The sequence below is a fragment of the Micromonospora phytophila genome, assembly GCF_023656545.1.
GTDB lineage: Bacteria > Actinomycetota > Actinomycetes > Mycobacteriales > Micromonosporaceae > Micromonospora > Micromonospora phytophila.
In genome coordinates, this window is the sequence record NZ_JAMOKF010000120.1 from 1 (window position 1) to 14,043 (window position 14,043).

Here is a 14,043-nt window from a genome sequence, read left to right on the forward strand (position 1 = left end):
GCGGCGGGCGCGGCCGGCGCGGCCCTGGTGTCGTCGAGCGGCGCCGGCGCGTCGACCGTGGCCGTCGGGTCGTTGTCCGCGGTGGACGTCGGCGGCTCGACCTTGGCGGTCGGGGCGATGTCCGAGGAGACCGCGGTCGCGTCCTCATCGGCGGCGGTGGACGCAGCCCCGGCAGCCGAGGCACCGGCCGCCGCCAGCGGGGCGCGGGGCGCGGGCGGGCTGACCTGCTTGTCGGGCTGCCCCTCGGGCGGGCGCGGCGACGGCACCAGCGGCGGGCGCGGCTCGCGCGGACCGTTCGGCCCCGGCCGACGTACGCCGTCGAGCAGCGAGATGCTCCGCGCGCGCTTCCCACCGGCGCGGCGCAGCAGCCGCTCCGCCACCTCGGCGGTGATCCGCTCCTCCGGGTCCTTGCGGAGCAGGCCGTTGAGCACCGGCTTGAGCGGGCCGGCGTTCTTCGGCGGCGGCAGCGGCTCGGTGGCGAGGGCGGCCAGCGTGGCGATGGCCGACGGCCGGGCGTACGGCGACTTGCCCTCGACGGCGGCGTAGAGGGTGGCGCCCAGCGACCAGAGGTCGGCCTCCGGCCCGGCGGTGCCGTCGCGGGCCCGCTCCGGCGCGATGTACGCGGGCGACCCGAGGACCATGCCGGTGCGGGTGACGTTGGGGTCACCGGGGATGGTGGCGAGACCGAAATCGGTCAGGACCACCCGGCCGTCGTCGCCGAGCAGCACGTTGCCGGGCTTGATGTCCCGGTGCATCACGCCGGCCTTGTGCGCGGCCTTCAGCGCGCCGAGCACCCCGAGGCCGATCTCCACCGCCTTCGCCGGCGGCACCGGACCGCTCTCGGCGAGAGTGTCCTGCAACGACTTCGACGGCACGTACTCCATGACGATCCACGGGTCGCCGTCGGTGCGCAGCACGTCGAAGATGCGGACCACGTTGACGTGGTTGAGCCGGGCGATGGCCCGGGCCTCCCGCAGGGAGCGTTCCCGCATCTCGCGGCGCTCCTCGTCGGTGAGGCTGGGCGGCGGGACGAGTTCCTTGATCGCCACATCCCGGTGCAGCACCTCGTCGCGCGCCTTCCACACCCGACCCATGCCACCCTGACCGAGCGGCGACAGGAGCCGGTATCGGTCAGCGACGAGTTGGGGAAGCGCATTCGACATCGCTGAGACGGTACCCGGCGGCACCGACGCTCACACCGGCGGCACGCCACTGTCCGACGAAGGTCAAGTTCTCGACGCGTAGGCTGACGCCATGTCTGCCGAAGAGCCGCTGTTCCGGGTCGTCCGCGGCGTACCGACCGCCGAGGAACTGGCCGCGCTGGTGGGCGCGATCGTCGCCCGGACCCGTCCGGCCGCCACACCCGCGCCCGTCGCCGCGTCCACGTGGGCGCGCAGCGCACGACCGGCCGCCGCGGCGGCCGTCGCCGGTCCCGGCGCCTGGCGCGCCTCCGGCCTGCCCCGCTGAGTTTCGCCGGTACGGATCACCGCAGCTCGGTGGCGTCGCGCGGTGTCCGGGTAGTGGGCATGCGCCGGGTTGGGGCTGCCGCCATCGTCCGGTAGCCATTAACCTCACTCAGGGAAACGGTGCCGTGACGGGTAGGGAGGGCCGATGATCCCCGAGGAGGACCGCCCAGCGTCCTGGCTCCGCGGCTACGGCGGCATCGAAGCCGACATCCGCCAGCTGCGCGAGTTCGCCGACAAGCTCCAGGCCGAGGTGGAGCGGAACTACGCCCCGCACCTGTCGTACATCGCCGAGGACATGAAGGCCCCGCTGCCCAACCCGGCCGACGCCTTCGTCGAGCTGGTCCACTTTCTGCACGCCCACTGGGAAACCCAGCAGGCGACCGTCGACATGGTCTGGGGCGTACGCGGCGCCACCGGCCACCTGGCCACCGCCGCCGGCACGGTCGCCGACCGCTACCAGGACTCCGACGCGTTCTCCTCCGCGCGGGTGGTCGACGTCGAGCGGGCGCTCGCCAACCCCGGCGTCGCCCCGACCGGCCCGTCGGTGGTGCTCCCGGATCCCACCGGGCCGCAGAGCGGGCAGGGGCCGGTGGTGCTGCCATGATCGAGCGGGGCAGCGGCCGGACCTCCGGCCTCACCGACTGGCGCCTGATGGACGTGGCCACCATGTGGGCCTGCCTCCAGGACCACGACACCACCAACCACTGGAAGCAGGTCGCCGGCTGGCGCAAGGTCTGCGACCTCGCCCAGACCCATTTGAGCCGGCTCCAGGAATACCGCCGCGGGCTGGCCGAGGCCTGGCCGCCGGAGACCAACGAGGCCGCCCGGGCGTACGTCCGCGAGCTGGACGAGCTGATCGACAAGGTGCAGCGCACGCACGACGCGGCCACCACCAACTACACGGCGCTCTCCGCGGCCACCCAGGCCATCGGCAGCACCCGCGCCGAGCTCAAGAAGATCTACGACGAGTACGCGGTCAAACTCCAGCAGAAGCAGGCGTACGAGGCGACGTCGGCGGACCCGAAGGCGGCCATGGGCAGCCGGATGGCCGACCGAGCGGTCACCGACGCCGACCTGGAACGGCTCAACGTGCAGGCGCGCGGCATCATGTACGGCCTCGGCGGCGAACTCCAACACGCCCAGGTGATGCTCCAAAAGCCTCCTCCAGTACGGCCGCCCAGAGACCCTGGAGACCCTGACGCTTACGCCGGTTCGACCGCCGCGCCGGCGATCCCGCCGATCGTGCCTGTCGCAATCGCAACATCAGGTGGTGCTAATTCGGGCAACCGACCCGCGTCGGCTGCTCGGCCTGTACCCACGCCCGTCGCGCCTAACATCGGCCCGGTGCTGGGCGGGGCTGGCACCGGACTGGCACCAGCACCGGTCAATCCCGGGCTGCCGGCTGTCACACCCCCTTCACCGCCTAGTCCAGCGCCTGGGATCGGAGCGCTACCACCGCTATCGGGAGGTCCGAGCCGGCAGAACGGGCCTGGACCGCTCCGTGGCCAGCCGGGTCACATCGGCCGGCCGGTTGCCGGAGGCGGCCAGCCACAGACGCCGCCCGCTACCTCCCGGCCGTTGCCGCCCGGGGGGTTGATCGGTGGTGCACCCGGAATGGGGCTTGGCCAACCGGGCGGAGGTAACACCCAGCCGCGGCGCGTCAACCCGATCGGCGGCGTGATCGGCGGGGGCGGCGCAGGTACCGCCCCGGCTGGTGGCGCCGGTTCCCGTCCCGGCGGTGGCCGAGGCTTCGGAGCAGCTCACGGCATGCCACCGCTTGGCGGCGCGCCGCTGGGCGGCTCCGTTGGCACCGCCGGTAACAGCGGCCTGCCGGGCCGGCTCGGACGCCGAGATCGCGACGGCGAGGAAACGCGTCGCTGGGACCCCGATCACCCATGGGAAACGGACCACGGCGTCGCCCCGGTAGTACGCCCGCCGGATGAGGAGGGCCCGATAGACCCAGGCCCAGCTATCGGCTTCAATCGGTGAAGCTTCGTCCTCTCTACGCCACGCTGGTACTGCTGATCCTGTCAATAACGACGATGGCGTCTACCCAGCCATCTGCAGCGAGTCCGCCTCAGGCAGCGCCGAAACCAAGCGGCGCGGACCGTGTTCGGAACGATCAATGGCACCTGCGCTACCTCAAGGTGACCGCAGCTCATCAGATTGCCAAAGGTGAGGGAGTCACTGTCGCGGTACCTGACACGGGCGTTGGACTGCATCCCGACCTGCGCGAAAACCTGCTTGTCGGAATCGACATCATTCCCGGAGGGATCGGGGACGGCCGGCAAGACCGGGATAGCCACGGCACCGGCATGGCCGGGCTTATTGCGGCTCACGGCCAGAGCAACAACTTGGGAGCGCTTGGGATCGCCCCGAAGGCTAAGATTTTGCCGATCTTCGACACCCCACCCCAAGGCAACGGCGACCCCGATGCCTTAGCCCAAAGCATTGAGTACGCCGTTTCTCGTAGTGTCGATATAATCAGCATCTCAAGCGTCGGCAGCAGGAGTGCCCGCCTCGACCAAGCGATCGGGGCCGCTTTAGCATCGGATATAGTCGTCGTAGCTGCCGCAGGTAATCGCCCTGAAGATGCAAGTGTCGGATATCCAGCATCGAAAGACGGCGTTGTCGCAGTCGGAGGAGTTGACCAGTTAGGTAGGCATGCTGCCATCTCGACGGCAGGCCCGGAAATCGACGTGGTTGCGCCAGCTGTGGATATCTACAGCACGAGCATCGACGGCAAATACCGCAAGGGAACCGGCACGTCTGACTCCACTGCGATCGTCGCCGGCGCGGCGGCGTTGATCAGATCCAAGTACCCGGACCTGCCGGCGTCGGAGGTGGTGCACCGACTGACCGCCACCGCTGTCGACAAAGGTCCACCCGGACGGGACGACCAGTACGGCTACGGGGTCATCGACCTGGTGGCGGCGCTGACGGCGGACGTACCTCCGTTGGGCTTCGGGTCGGCGACGGCGAGCCCGCCGGCCGATCCTGCCCCCACCGCAACTGACGTTGCCGGGCCGTCCACCGATGAGGGTGATGCAGCGACCATCCGTGGTCTGGTCACTCTCGGCGTGCTCGTGGCGGCCGGCGGAGGTTGGGCGTTGGTCGCCCGCAACCGTCGGCGCAGCGACGATCCGCCTCCGCGCATCAGCCGCTGACACTGTCAGCACTCTGACGGGCGCAAGGAAGAGTGGCGCGCCCGGTGCCAGGCTGCGAGCGGCAGCGTGCATCCGCCGGCAGCGAGCGGCAACGTGCAACCGGCGGTGGCGAGCGGCAGTTTGGCAGCAGGGATGGAGAGCACTGCGAGGAAACGAGCAGCGCGAACCAGGACCCACACCAGGAAGTACCGGCTGGCGAACAGCGGTACCGGGCGGGTGAGCGGGCGGGCAAGCCTTCCGCCGTATCTGCGCCGAGACCCGGTGGCGGCGGCCCGCCGGTCCCGATCAGCCGGTAACGTCGGCGAGGTGTCCGACTCGATGCCGCTCCGCCTCGTGCTCGCCTCGGCGAGCCCCGCCCGCCGCAAGACTCTCCAGGCCGCCGGGATCGAACCGGATGTGCTGGTTAGCGGCGTCGACGAGTCCCTGGTTGTCGCCGAGCGGGCCGAGGAACTCTGCCTGGATCTGGCCCGGCTGAAGGCGCAGGCGGTGCTCACCCGGCTGCGTCCGGTCGACGACCAGCGGACGCTGGTGATCGGGTGTGACTCGGTGCTGGCCTTCGACGGCGAGATCCTGGGCAAGCCGGCGGACGCGGCGGACGCCACCCGGCGGTGGAAGCGGATGCGCGGGCGCAGCGGGGTGCTGCACAGCGGGCACTGCCTGATCGACATCGTGGCAGGCCGTCGGGCGGAGGCGGTGGCGTCCACGACGGTGCACTTCGCCGACGTCAGCGACGACGAGATCGCCACCTACGTGGCCACCGGCGAGCCGCTCGCGGTGGCCGGCGCCTTCACGATCGACGGGTTGGGCGGGCCGTTCGTGGAGCGGATTGAGGGCGACCCGGGCACCGTCGTCGGACTCTCCCTGCCGTTGCTGCGCCGGCTCCTGGCCGAGCTGGACCTGGGGATCACGGATCTCTGGACGAAGGTCGCGCCCGGCAACCAGTCGGTCGAACCGCTCGGCTAGCGTCCGACCATGACGACCAAGTCGATCCCGCTGACCGAGGATCTGCACGCGTACCTGGTGGCGCACGGCTCGCCGCCCGACGAGATCATGCGTGACCTGGCGGAGGAGACCCGGGCCGCCCTGCCGAACGACGCGCAGATGCAGGTCGCCCCGGAGCAGGCGGCGTTCCTGACCTTCCTCACCCGGCTGCTCGGCGTACGGCAGGCGGTGGAGGTGGGCACCTTCACCGGCCTGTCGTCGCTGGCGATCGCCCGCGGGTTGCCCGAGGGCGGCCGGCTGACCTGCTTCGACATCTCGGAGGAGTACACCGGCATCGCCCGGCGGTACTGGGCCCGGGCGGGCGTGGACGACCGGATCGAGCTGCGCATCGGCCCGGCCGGCGACACCCTGCGCGAGCTGCCCCGGGACCGGCACCTGGACTTCGCGTTCATCGACGCCGACAAGACCGGCTACCCGATCTACTGGGACGAACTGGTGCCCCGGATGCGGCCCGGCGGGGTGATCGCGGTCGACAACGTGCTGCGCGGCGGTCGGGTGATCGCCCCGCAGAACGCCGACGACCGCGCGATCGCCGCGTTCAACGACGAGGTGCTCGCCGACGTCCGGGTGGACGCCGTCATGCTTCCGGTCGCCGACGGCCTGACCCTGGCCCGGGTGCGCTGACCCGTCCGGGCCCGGCCCGCACCAATTGATCGACACGATGCACAGGATGTCGGGGCGTCCCGCCGGTGCGGACACCCCGACTTGCACGACATCGAGCCGATCAAGCGTGCCGCAGGGCGCGGCCGAGCCGCAGGGTGAGCAGTACGGCCGCGGCGATGAAGCCGGGCAGCAGCAGGAAGGCCAGGTGGGGTCCGACCCCGTCGGCCACCGCGCCCAGCGCCACCGGCGCGATCCCGAAACCCACCCCCATCGAGTACGACGACCAGCCGGCCGCCTTGTCGGCGGCCGACCCTGCGACGGCCAGGGCGATGGAGATCGCGAGGGGGTAGTGCAGCGCGTTGCCGAGCCCCAGGACGACCAGTCCGGTGACGGCGAGCCAGCCGACCGGCGCCAGCCAGAAGATCGTGAACCCGGCCAGGGAGAGGACCAGCGCGCCCAGCAGCAGGGGCGCGGGCGGCCAGCGCAGGGCGATCCGGCCGCCGACCAGCCGGCCGAGGAACATGCCGCAGACGATCGCGGCGACCGCCGCGGAGGCGGACGCGGCGGTCATCCCCGCGTGCGAGCGGAGCACGTCGGCGGTCCAGAGCGACAGACAGACCTCGATGGATCCGGTCACCGCCATCAGCACCCAGGCGATCCAGTACGCCTTGGGCAGCGCCGCTGACCCCGCCTGCGGAAGGGACCATCGGTCGACGGCACCGGTCACCGCCCTGGGGGCCCGACCGGCAGGCGGCGGGGCGGCCAGGCCCCGTTCGGCATCGGAGGCAGCGGCCCCACCGAGCACCACCGGGGCGGCGGGGTGGCTCACGTCGGCGAGGTCCGCCACGCCGGAGGCGGCCACCCTGACCGGGTCGGCCACACCCGGGGCGGTCGCCCAGCCCGGCTCAGCCATGGCCGGGGCGGTCACCCCGACCGGGTCGGCGGCAGCCGCGGTAGCGGGGTCGCCCTTCGGCAGGCGTACCCGGAACAGGCGGGCGGCGAGCGCGACCAGCGCGATCAGCCCGACCTCGACGGCCATCACCGGTCGCCAGCCGAAGCCCGCGTCGACGCTGGTGCCGATCACCAGCGGGGCGAGGATGCCCATGCCGGCGCAGGCGGCGTTGGCCTCGGTGAGCGCGGCCGGCGCGGCGGCGCCGTGCCGGGCGGTGAGCACGACGTTGACCCCGCTGATCACCATCATGCCGAAGGTGGCGATCACGGCGACCGCAGCGAGCGTGGCCGGCAGGGGGCGGAGGGTGCCGAGGGCGGCGACGCCGACGGCCACCCCGGCCAGGCCGAGCCAGATGGCAGGTCCCCGGCCGAACCGCCGGGCGATCGGCGCGAAGAGCGCCCCGCCGGCCAGCGCGCCGACGGCGATGGCGGTGCTGTGCAGGCCGGCGACGGCGGTGCTGGTGCCCTGTTCGTCGCGGAGCAGCGGCACGACCGGCCCGAAGCCGTAGAGGAAGAAGCCCCAGAGGCCGAGTTGGGCGTAGGTCAGCCAGGTGAGCCGGTCATGGGTGAGGCGGGGCACCGGCCTTACGCTACAAGCGCCCGGCCGGTGCCCCTCGTCTGCTGAGAGGCAGCTCTCCCGTCAGCGGACGCTGCGCGCGAACTGCCGGGCGGCCCAGAAGACGCCGGCGGCGGCGAGCACCGCGGTGATGGTCAGCCCCTGCCAGACCTTGTCGTCGGCGAGGTCGCCGGCGAAGAGGGCCCGGGTGCCGTCGACCGCCCAGGAGAACGGGTTCCAGTTCGCGATGCCCTGGAGCCAGCCGGGGGCGAAGGTGAGCGGCAGCAGGATGCCGGAGAGCAGCAGCACCGGCTGCGCCACGGTGTTCATCAGCGGGGCGAGCGCGTCCTCGCTCTTGACCTTGAGCGCGACGCCGTAGGAGACCGCCGAGGTCATCAGCGCGATCAGGGCGAGCATCAGGTAGGCCAGGAGCAGGTCGCCGATGAAGACGCGCAGGTCGAACAGGAGCGCGAGCAGGGTGATGATGATCGCCTGCGCGATCAGCGAGACCACGTCGCGCAGTGAGCGGCCGAGCAGCAGGGCGAGCCGGCTGACCGGGGTGACCCGCGAGCGTTCGATGACGCCGGCGCGCAGCTCGGCGATCAGGCCGAAGCCCTGGAACAGGCCACCGAAGATGGCCAGCAGCACCAGCAGGCCGGGGACGAAGATCTTGTAGGCCTCGGCCTGGGTGGGCGCGTTCAGCGCCGGCTTGAGCAGCGGGGCGAAGAGCAGCAGGTACATGACCGGCTGGAAGACGCCGACGAAGACCCAGACGGGGTTGCGCAGCAGCAGTTGGAGCTGGCGCTCGAAGATCAGCCAGGTGTCACGGGCGAGTTTCATGAGGTTTCTCCGGGGTCTCAGGACTCGCGCAGCGAGCGGCCGGTCTTGGTCAGGAAGACGTCGTCGAGGCTGGGCCGGTGCAGCTCGATGGAGGTGAGCGTGAAACCGGCGTGGTCGACCCGGCGCAGGATCTGCGGGATGGCGGTCGCCCCCTCGTCGACGTAGAGCCGCAGCCCGCCCTCGTCGACGGTCTCCAGCTTGTTGACGTACGGCTCGCTGTCGAGCAGCTGCGCGGCCTGCGGGGTGGTCGCCGCGTCCAGCCCGACGAGCACCACGTCGCCGGAGATCTCGCGCTTCAGGCCCGCCGGGGTGCCCTCCGCGACCACCTCGCCGTGATCCATGATCGCGATCCGGTCGCAGAGCGCGTCGGCCTCGTCCAGGTAGTGGGTGGTGATGAAGACGGTCATGCCGTCGGTGCGCAGCCGCCGGATCTCGTCCCACATGTGGGCGCGGCTCTGCGGGTCGAGGCCGGTGGTCGGCTCGTCGAGGAAGACGATCTTCGGCTCGTGGATGATGCCGAGGGCGATCTCCACCCGCCGCCGCTGGCCGCCGGAGTAGGTCTTGCACTTGCGGTCGGCGTACTCGGTGAGCTGGAAGGCGTCGAGGGCGCGGGCGGCCCGCCGGTGCGCCTCGGCCTTGCCGATGCCGTACATCCGGGCGTGCAGCACCAGCTCCTCGCGGGCGGTGGACTCGTCCCACGTGCTGCCGCCCTGGGCGACGTAGCCGATCCGGCGGCGCACCTCGGCCGGATCCTTGCGCAGGTCGGCCCCGGCGATGGTGGCCTCGCCGCCGTCCGGCTCGATCAGCGTGGCGAGCATGCGCAGGGTGGTGGTCTTGCCGGCGCCGTTGGGGCCGAGGAAACCGAAGATCTCCCCCTCGGCGACCTCCAGGTTCACCCCGCGCACCGCGTCGACGGTCTTCGTCTCACGACCCGCTCGGGAGCGGAAGGACTTCCGCAACCCTCTGGTCTCGATCATTTCTGCTCCTGGTCGTCCGGGCCGGCCACGACCGACCGTCGGTCCCCGCGGGAACGACGCCGGACGGCGTGCTCCCCGTGTGTGTCGAGAAGGCTAACGCGATATAGCTCTTATGGTCAACGTTGATTATTCCTGGGTGTCGCGAGCCTGCCCCGGGGGCCGCGACCGCTCGGCCTCCGGCCACCCCTCCCAGCCCTCCGCGCCGGCCAGTTCAGCAGGCAAGTACGACACTCCCGAGTCGATCCGCTCCGCGATCCGTTCGCACCAGGCGATCTCCGCCTCCGCCCGGGTTGCCCAGAGTTCGAACATCCAGCCCACGTGCACCGGCCGGGTGGTGCGCATCCACTCCGACTCCAGCGCGGCCCGGGTCGACTCGTTCTGGGCGCGCAGCAGGTTGGCCCGGTTGCGCAGCGCCGCCGCCGCCTCGTCGCGGGGCAGCGCCGGCAGGAAGGAGAAGGCCGCCGCGAACGGGTCCGGCGGCTCGTGCAGCTGCCACCACAGCCCGCGCAGCAGCGTCTCGAACTCGTCCGCCCCCTTGGCGGTGACCTCGTACGTCGTCCGGGCCGGACGGGCGCCGACCTGCTCGGTGGCCACCTCGCGCAGCAGTCCCTCCTCGGTCAGCTTGCGCAGCGCGTGGTAGATCGACCCGGGTTGCACGTTGGCCCACTTGTCGGCGTTCCAGCTGAGCAGCTCACGGCGCACGTCGTAGCCGTGCACGGGCTGCATCCACCGGACCAGGCCGAGGATCATCATTCGGGTGGCAGACACCGGACAAGCGTAATAAACAAGTTTGACTAGAGCACGGCGGAACAGTGCGGCATCCCACACTGAGCGATCGTTAGGGCCATCAGGGTGGCCGATACACTCCCGGTCAGTAACCTCCCGGGAGGAGCCAACAAGGTGCGCAAGGTACTCATCGCCAACCGCGGCGAGATCGCCGTCCGCGTCGTCCGCGCCTGCCGCGACGCCGGCCTGGGCAGCGTCGCCGTCTACGCGGACTCCGACCGGGACGCCCTGCACGCCACCCTCGCCGACGAGGCGTACGCGCTGGGCGGGGACACCGCGACCGAGACGTACCTGCGCATCGACAAGCTGCTGGAGGTCGCCGCCAAGGCCGACGCCGACGCGGTCCACCCCGGCTACGGCTTCCTGGCCGAGAACGCCGACTTCGCCCAGGCCGTCATCGACGCCGGGCTGACCTGGATCGGCCCCACCCCGCAGGCCATCCGCGACCTGGGCGACAAGGTCACCGCCCGGCACATCGCCCAGCGCGCCGGCGCGCCCCTGGTCCCCGGCACCCCCGACCCGGTCGCCGGCCCGGACGAGGTGATGGCGTTCGCCGTCGACCACGGCCTGCCGGTCGCCATCAAGGCCGCCTTCGGTGGCGGCGGGCGCGGCCTCAAGGTGGCGCGCACGATGGAGGAGATCCCGCACCTGTTCGAGTCGGCCACCCGGGAGGCGGTCGCCGCGTTCGGCCGGGGCGAGTGCTTCGTCGAGCGCTACCTGGACAAGCCCCGCCACGTCGAGGCCCAGGTCCTGGCCGACCAGCACGGCAACGTGGTCGTCGTCGGCACCCGGGACTGCTCGCTGCAGCGGCGGCACCAGAAGCTGGTCGAGGAGGCCCCCGCGCCGTTCCTCAGCGACGCGCAGCGGGCCCAGATCCACGACAGCGCCAAGGCGATCTGCCGGGAGGCCGGCTACCACGGCGCCGGCACGGTGGAATACCTGGTCGGCGCGGACGGCACCATCTCCTTCCTGGAGGTCAACACCCGGCTCCAGGTCGAGCACCCGGTCACCGAGGAGACCGCCGGCGTCGACCTGGTCCGCGAGCAGTTCCGGGTCGCCGACGGCGAGAAGCTGCGGCTGACCGAGGACCCGACGCCGCGCGGGCACTCGATCGAGTTCCGCATCAACGGCGAGGACCCGGGCCGCAACTTCCTGCCCGCCCCCGGCACGGTCACCGCCCTGCGGCTGCCCACCGGCCCGGGCGTCCGGGTGGACACCGGCATCTCCGCCGGCGACGTGATCGGCGGCAACTTCGACTCGCTGCTGGCGAAGGTGATCATCACCGGCGAGACGCGTACCGAGGCGATCGAGCGGGCCCGCCGGGCGCTGGACGAGATGGTCGTCGAGGGGATGGCCACCGCGCTGCCGTTCCACCGGCTGGTCGTCCGCGACGAGGCGTTCACCGCCGAACCGTTCACCGTGCACACCCGGTGGATCGAGACCGAGTTCGACAACACCGTGCCGCCGTTCACCGCCGCCGCCGGCACCGCCGAGGCGCCGGCCGAGCGCGAGACCGTCGTGGTCGAGGTGGGCGGCAAGCGGCTGGAGGTGGTGTTGCCCGCCGGCCTGGGCGGGGGTACGCCGACCGCCGCGCCCGCCGCGCGGAAGCCGGCCCGCCGGGGCGGCGGCGCCAAGGCCGGCGCCGCGGTCAGCGGTGACGCGCTCACCTCGCCGATGCAGGGCACGATCGTCAAGATCGCCGTCGCCGACGGGGACGCCGTGGCCGAGGGCGACCTGGTCGTGGTCCTGGAGGCGATGAAGATGGAGCAGCCCCTGCACGCCCACAAGGCGGGCACGGTGAGCGGCCTGGCCGCCGAGGTCGGCGCCGTCATCACCGCCGGCGCCGCCATCTGCACCATCGCCTGACCCACCGCGACCCGCCACCCCCGGGGGTCGATCCCAGGATCGCTCGTCGAACGCCCTTTGCTCTGCACCCACCGCTGCACCGGTGACGCTTCGTGGCCGGTGCACCGGTGGGTGCAAAGCACTCCCGATCGATCGCGGCCCGTTTGTCCTGGTCGCGGCCGCAATGAGCGAGGGCGGGCGGGTGGTTTGGGCCACCAGCGGCGGCAGGGGCGGACGCGGGCAGGAATGATGGCCAGGTGCGGTTCCTTCATGGCGCGGTCCCCGCGCACGACCTGACCTACAACGACGTCTTCATGGCGCCGGCCCGTTCCGACCTGGGCTCGCGGCTGGACGTCGACCTCGCGACCGGCGACGGCACGGGCACCACCATTCCACTGGTGGTGTCGAACATGACCGCCGTGGCCGGCCGGCGGATGGCCGAGACGGTCGCCCGGCGCGGCGCGATCGCCGTCATCCCGCAGGACATCCCGATCGAGGTGGTCGCGAACGTCGTCGCCTGGGTCAAGCAGCGGCACCTGGTGCACGACACCGCGATCACCCTCGGCCCGACCGACACCGTCGGCGACGCGATCCACCTGCTGCCGAAGCGGTCGCACGGCGCGGTCATCGTGATCGACGAGGCGGGCCGGCCGCTGGGCGTGGTGACCGAGGCCGACACCGTCGGCGTGGACCGATTCGCCCAGTTGCGCCACGTGATGTCCACCGAGCTGCACACGGTGTCGGCGGACGCCGACCCGCGTAGCGGATTCGACCGGCTCTCGGCGGGTCGACGCCGACTCGCCCCGGTGGTCGACGCGGACGGCCGGCTGGTCGGGGTGCTCACCCGGCAGGGCGCGCTGCGGGCCACCCTCTACACGCCGGCGGTGGACGACCGGGGCCGGCTGCGGATCGCCGCCGCGGTGGGCATCAACGGCGACGTGACCGGCAAGGCGGCGGCGCTACTGGAGGCCGGGGTGGACACCCTGGTCGTGGACACCGCGCACGGCCACCAGCAGCGGATGATCTCCGCGCTGCGGGCGGTCCGCGAGCTCGACCCGGCGGTCCCCGTGGCGGCCGGCAACGTGGTGACCGCCGAGGGCGTACGTGACCTGGTGGAGGCGGGCGCGGACATCATCAAGGTCGGGGTCGGCCCGGGCGCGATGTGCACCACCCGGATGATGACCGGCGTCGGCCGGCCGCAGTTCTCCGCCGTGCTCGACTGCGCGGCGGCGGCCCGTCAGCTGGGCCGGCACGTCTGGGCCGACGGCGGCGTACGACACCCGCGCGACGTGGCGCTGGCGCTCGCCGCGGGCGCGTCGAACGTCATGATCGGCTCCTGGTTCGCCGGCACCTACGAGTCCCCGGGCGACCTGTACACCGACGCGGACGGCCGGCGGTACAAGGAGAGCTTCGGCATGGCGTCGGCCCGGGCGGTCAGCGCGCGGACCGCCGAGGACAGCCCGTACGACCGGGCCCGCAAGGCGGTCTTCGAGGAGGGCATCTCCTCGGCGCGGATGCACCTGGACCCCGCCCGTCCAGGCGTGGAGGACCTGATCGACGAGATCATCGCGGGGGTCCGCAGCGCCTTCACCTACGCGGGTGCCCGGAATCTGGCGGAGTTTCACGAGCGGGCCCTGGTCGGCGTGCAGAGCGCGGCCGGCTACACCGAGGGGATGCCCCTGCCCACCAGTTGGTGAACCTCACCGGCCGGACAACCGTCCGCTCGGCGGCCCGGCGACCGGGTGGCGCCCACCCGGCCGCCCGGCGGTGGGCGATGGCGCCCCGCCCCGCCCGAACCCGCAGGTTCCGCTGGTCGCGGGACGTCATGGCGCCGATCGGGCGGGCCGCGG

Annotated in this window: 13 protein-coding genes; 8 read left to right on the plus strand and 5 right to left on the minus strand. The window is 72.2% G+C overall.

The features are described 5' to 3' along the window. The coding region (locus NCC78_RS16155; RefSeq protein WP_250795388.1) for a serine/threonine-protein kinase at window positions 1-1,163 on the minus strand (1,163 nt) is incomplete at its 3' end. 91 nt (window positions 1,164-1,254) lie between these two features. On the opposite strand from NCC78_RS16155, the gene NCC78_RS16160 reads away from it, so the two are divergent. The 6 genes from NCC78_RS16160 (at window position 1,255) to NCC78_RS16185 (ending at window position 6,259) form a co-directional block, all read left to right on the plus strand. Then, a complete protein-coding gene (locus NCC78_RS16160; RefSeq protein WP_250795389.1) occupies window positions 1,255-1,467 on the plus strand; it encodes an acyl-CoA carboxylase subunit epsilon in 213 nt (70 codons plus the stop codon). A gap of 144 nt (window positions 1,468-1,611) precedes the next feature. Further along, window positions 1,612-2,070 (plus strand): hypothetical protein, encoded by a 459-nt coding sequence (locus NCC78_RS16165; RefSeq protein ID WP_250795390.1) that lies wholly within the window; start codon window positions 1,612-1,614, stop codon window positions 2,068-2,070. Further along, window positions 2,067-3,455, plus strand: coding sequence for a hypothetical protein (locus tag NCC78_RS16170; RefSeq protein WP_250795391.1), 1,389 nt, complete (start codon window positions 2,067-2,069; stop codon window positions 3,453-3,455). Before NCC78_RS16165 ends, NCC78_RS16170 begins: the two co-directional genes overlap by 4 nt. Window positions 3,456-3,499: 44 nt before the next feature. Further along, complete coding sequence (locus tag NCC78_RS16175; protein ID WP_372495143.1) at window positions 3,500-4,633, plus strand: S8 family serine peptidase; 1,134 nt, start codon at window positions 3,500-3,502, stop codon at window positions 4,631-4,633. A gap of 306 nt (window positions 4,634-4,939) precedes the next feature. Beyond that, a complete protein-coding gene (locus NCC78_RS16180) occupies window positions 4,940-5,596 on the plus strand; it encodes a Maf family protein (RefSeq protein WP_250795392.1) in 657 nt (218 codons plus the stop codon). A 9-nt stretch (window positions 5,597-5,605) separates the two neighbouring features. Further along, window positions 5,606-6,259: an O-methyltransferase gene (locus NCC78_RS16185; protein ID WP_250795393.1), complete on the plus strand. Its 654-nt coding sequence runs from the start codon at window positions 5,606-5,608 to the stop codon at window positions 6,257-6,259. 100 nt (window positions 6,260-6,359) lie between these two features. On the opposite strand, the gene NCC78_RS16190 is transcribed toward NCC78_RS16185, so the two are convergent. From NCC78_RS16190 to NCC78_RS16205, 4 genes are all read right to left on the minus strand, one after another. Continuing rightward, window positions 6,360-7,769 carry an MFS transporter gene (locus NCC78_RS16190; protein WP_250795394.1) on the minus strand — a complete coding sequence of 470 codons (1,410 nt, stop codon included), beginning with the start codon at window positions 7,767-7,769 and terminating at the stop codon, window positions 6,360-6,362. A 60-nt stretch (window positions 7,770-7,829) separates the two neighbouring features. Further along, the gene (locus NCC78_RS16195) at window positions 7,830-8,585 is read right to left on the minus strand and encodes an ABC transporter permease (protein ID WP_250795395.1); all 756 of its coding nucleotides are present in this window, start codon (window positions 8,583-8,585) and stop codon (window positions 7,830-7,832) included. A 17-nt stretch (window positions 8,586-8,602) separates the two neighbouring features. Next, entirely contained in the window at window positions 8,603-9,562 is a 960-nt protein-coding gene (locus NCC78_RS16200) for an ATP-binding cassette domain-containing protein (protein WP_250795396.1), read from the minus strand. A gap of 126 nt (window positions 9,563-9,688) precedes the next feature. Next, a complete protein-coding gene (locus tag NCC78_RS16205) occupies window positions 9,689-10,315 on the minus strand; it encodes a PadR family transcriptional regulator (protein WP_250795401.1) in 627 nt (208 codons plus the stop codon). Window positions 10,316-10,462: 147 nt separating this feature from the next. Here NCC78_RS16205 and NCC78_RS16210 point away from each other — a divergent pair, with 147 nt between their 5' ends. After that, complete coding sequence (locus NCC78_RS16210) at window positions 10,463-12,214, plus strand: acetyl/propionyl/methylcrotonyl-CoA carboxylase subunit alpha (RefSeq protein WP_250795398.1); 1,752 nt, start codon at window positions 10,463-10,465, stop codon at window positions 12,212-12,214. Between the two features lie 236 nt (window positions 12,215-12,450). Further along, a complete protein-coding gene (locus NCC78_RS16215) occupies window positions 12,451-13,890 on the plus strand; it encodes a GuaB1 family IMP dehydrogenase-related protein (RefSeq protein ID WP_250795399.1) in 1,440 nt (479 codons plus the stop codon). Window positions 13,891-14,043: the final 153 nt, after the last annotated feature.

Bases quoted from the DNA above. Each gene is read 5' to 3' on its own strand.
- NCC78_RS16170 (WP_250795391.1), top strand. From the start codon at position 2,067: ATGATCGAGCGGGGCAGCGGCCGGACCTCCGGCCTCACCGACTGGCGC.
- NCC78_RS16165 (WP_250795390.1), top strand. From the start codon at position 1,612: ATGATCCCCGAGGAGGACCGCCCAGCGTCCTGGCTCCGCGGCTACGGC.
- NCC78_RS16200 (WP_250795396.1), bottom strand. From the start codon at position 9,562: ATGATCGAGACCAGAGGGTTGCGGAAGTCCTTCCGCTCCCGAGCGGGT.
- NCC78_RS16160 (WP_250795389.1), top strand. From the start codon at position 1,255: ATGTCTGCCGAAGAGCCGCTGTTCCGGGTCGTCCGCGGCGTACCGACC.
- NCC78_RS16205 (WP_250795401.1), bottom strand. From the start codon at position 10,315: ATGATGATCCTCGGCCTGGTCCGGTGGATGCAGCCCGTGCACGGCTAC.
- NCC78_RS16195 (WP_250795395.1), bottom strand. From the start codon at position 8,585: ATGAAACTCGCCCGTGACACCTGGCTGATCTTCGAGCGCCAGCTCCAA.
- NCC78_RS16185 (WP_250795393.1), top strand. From the start codon at position 5,606: ATGACGACCAAGTCGATCCCGCTGACCGAGGATCTGCACGCGTACCTG.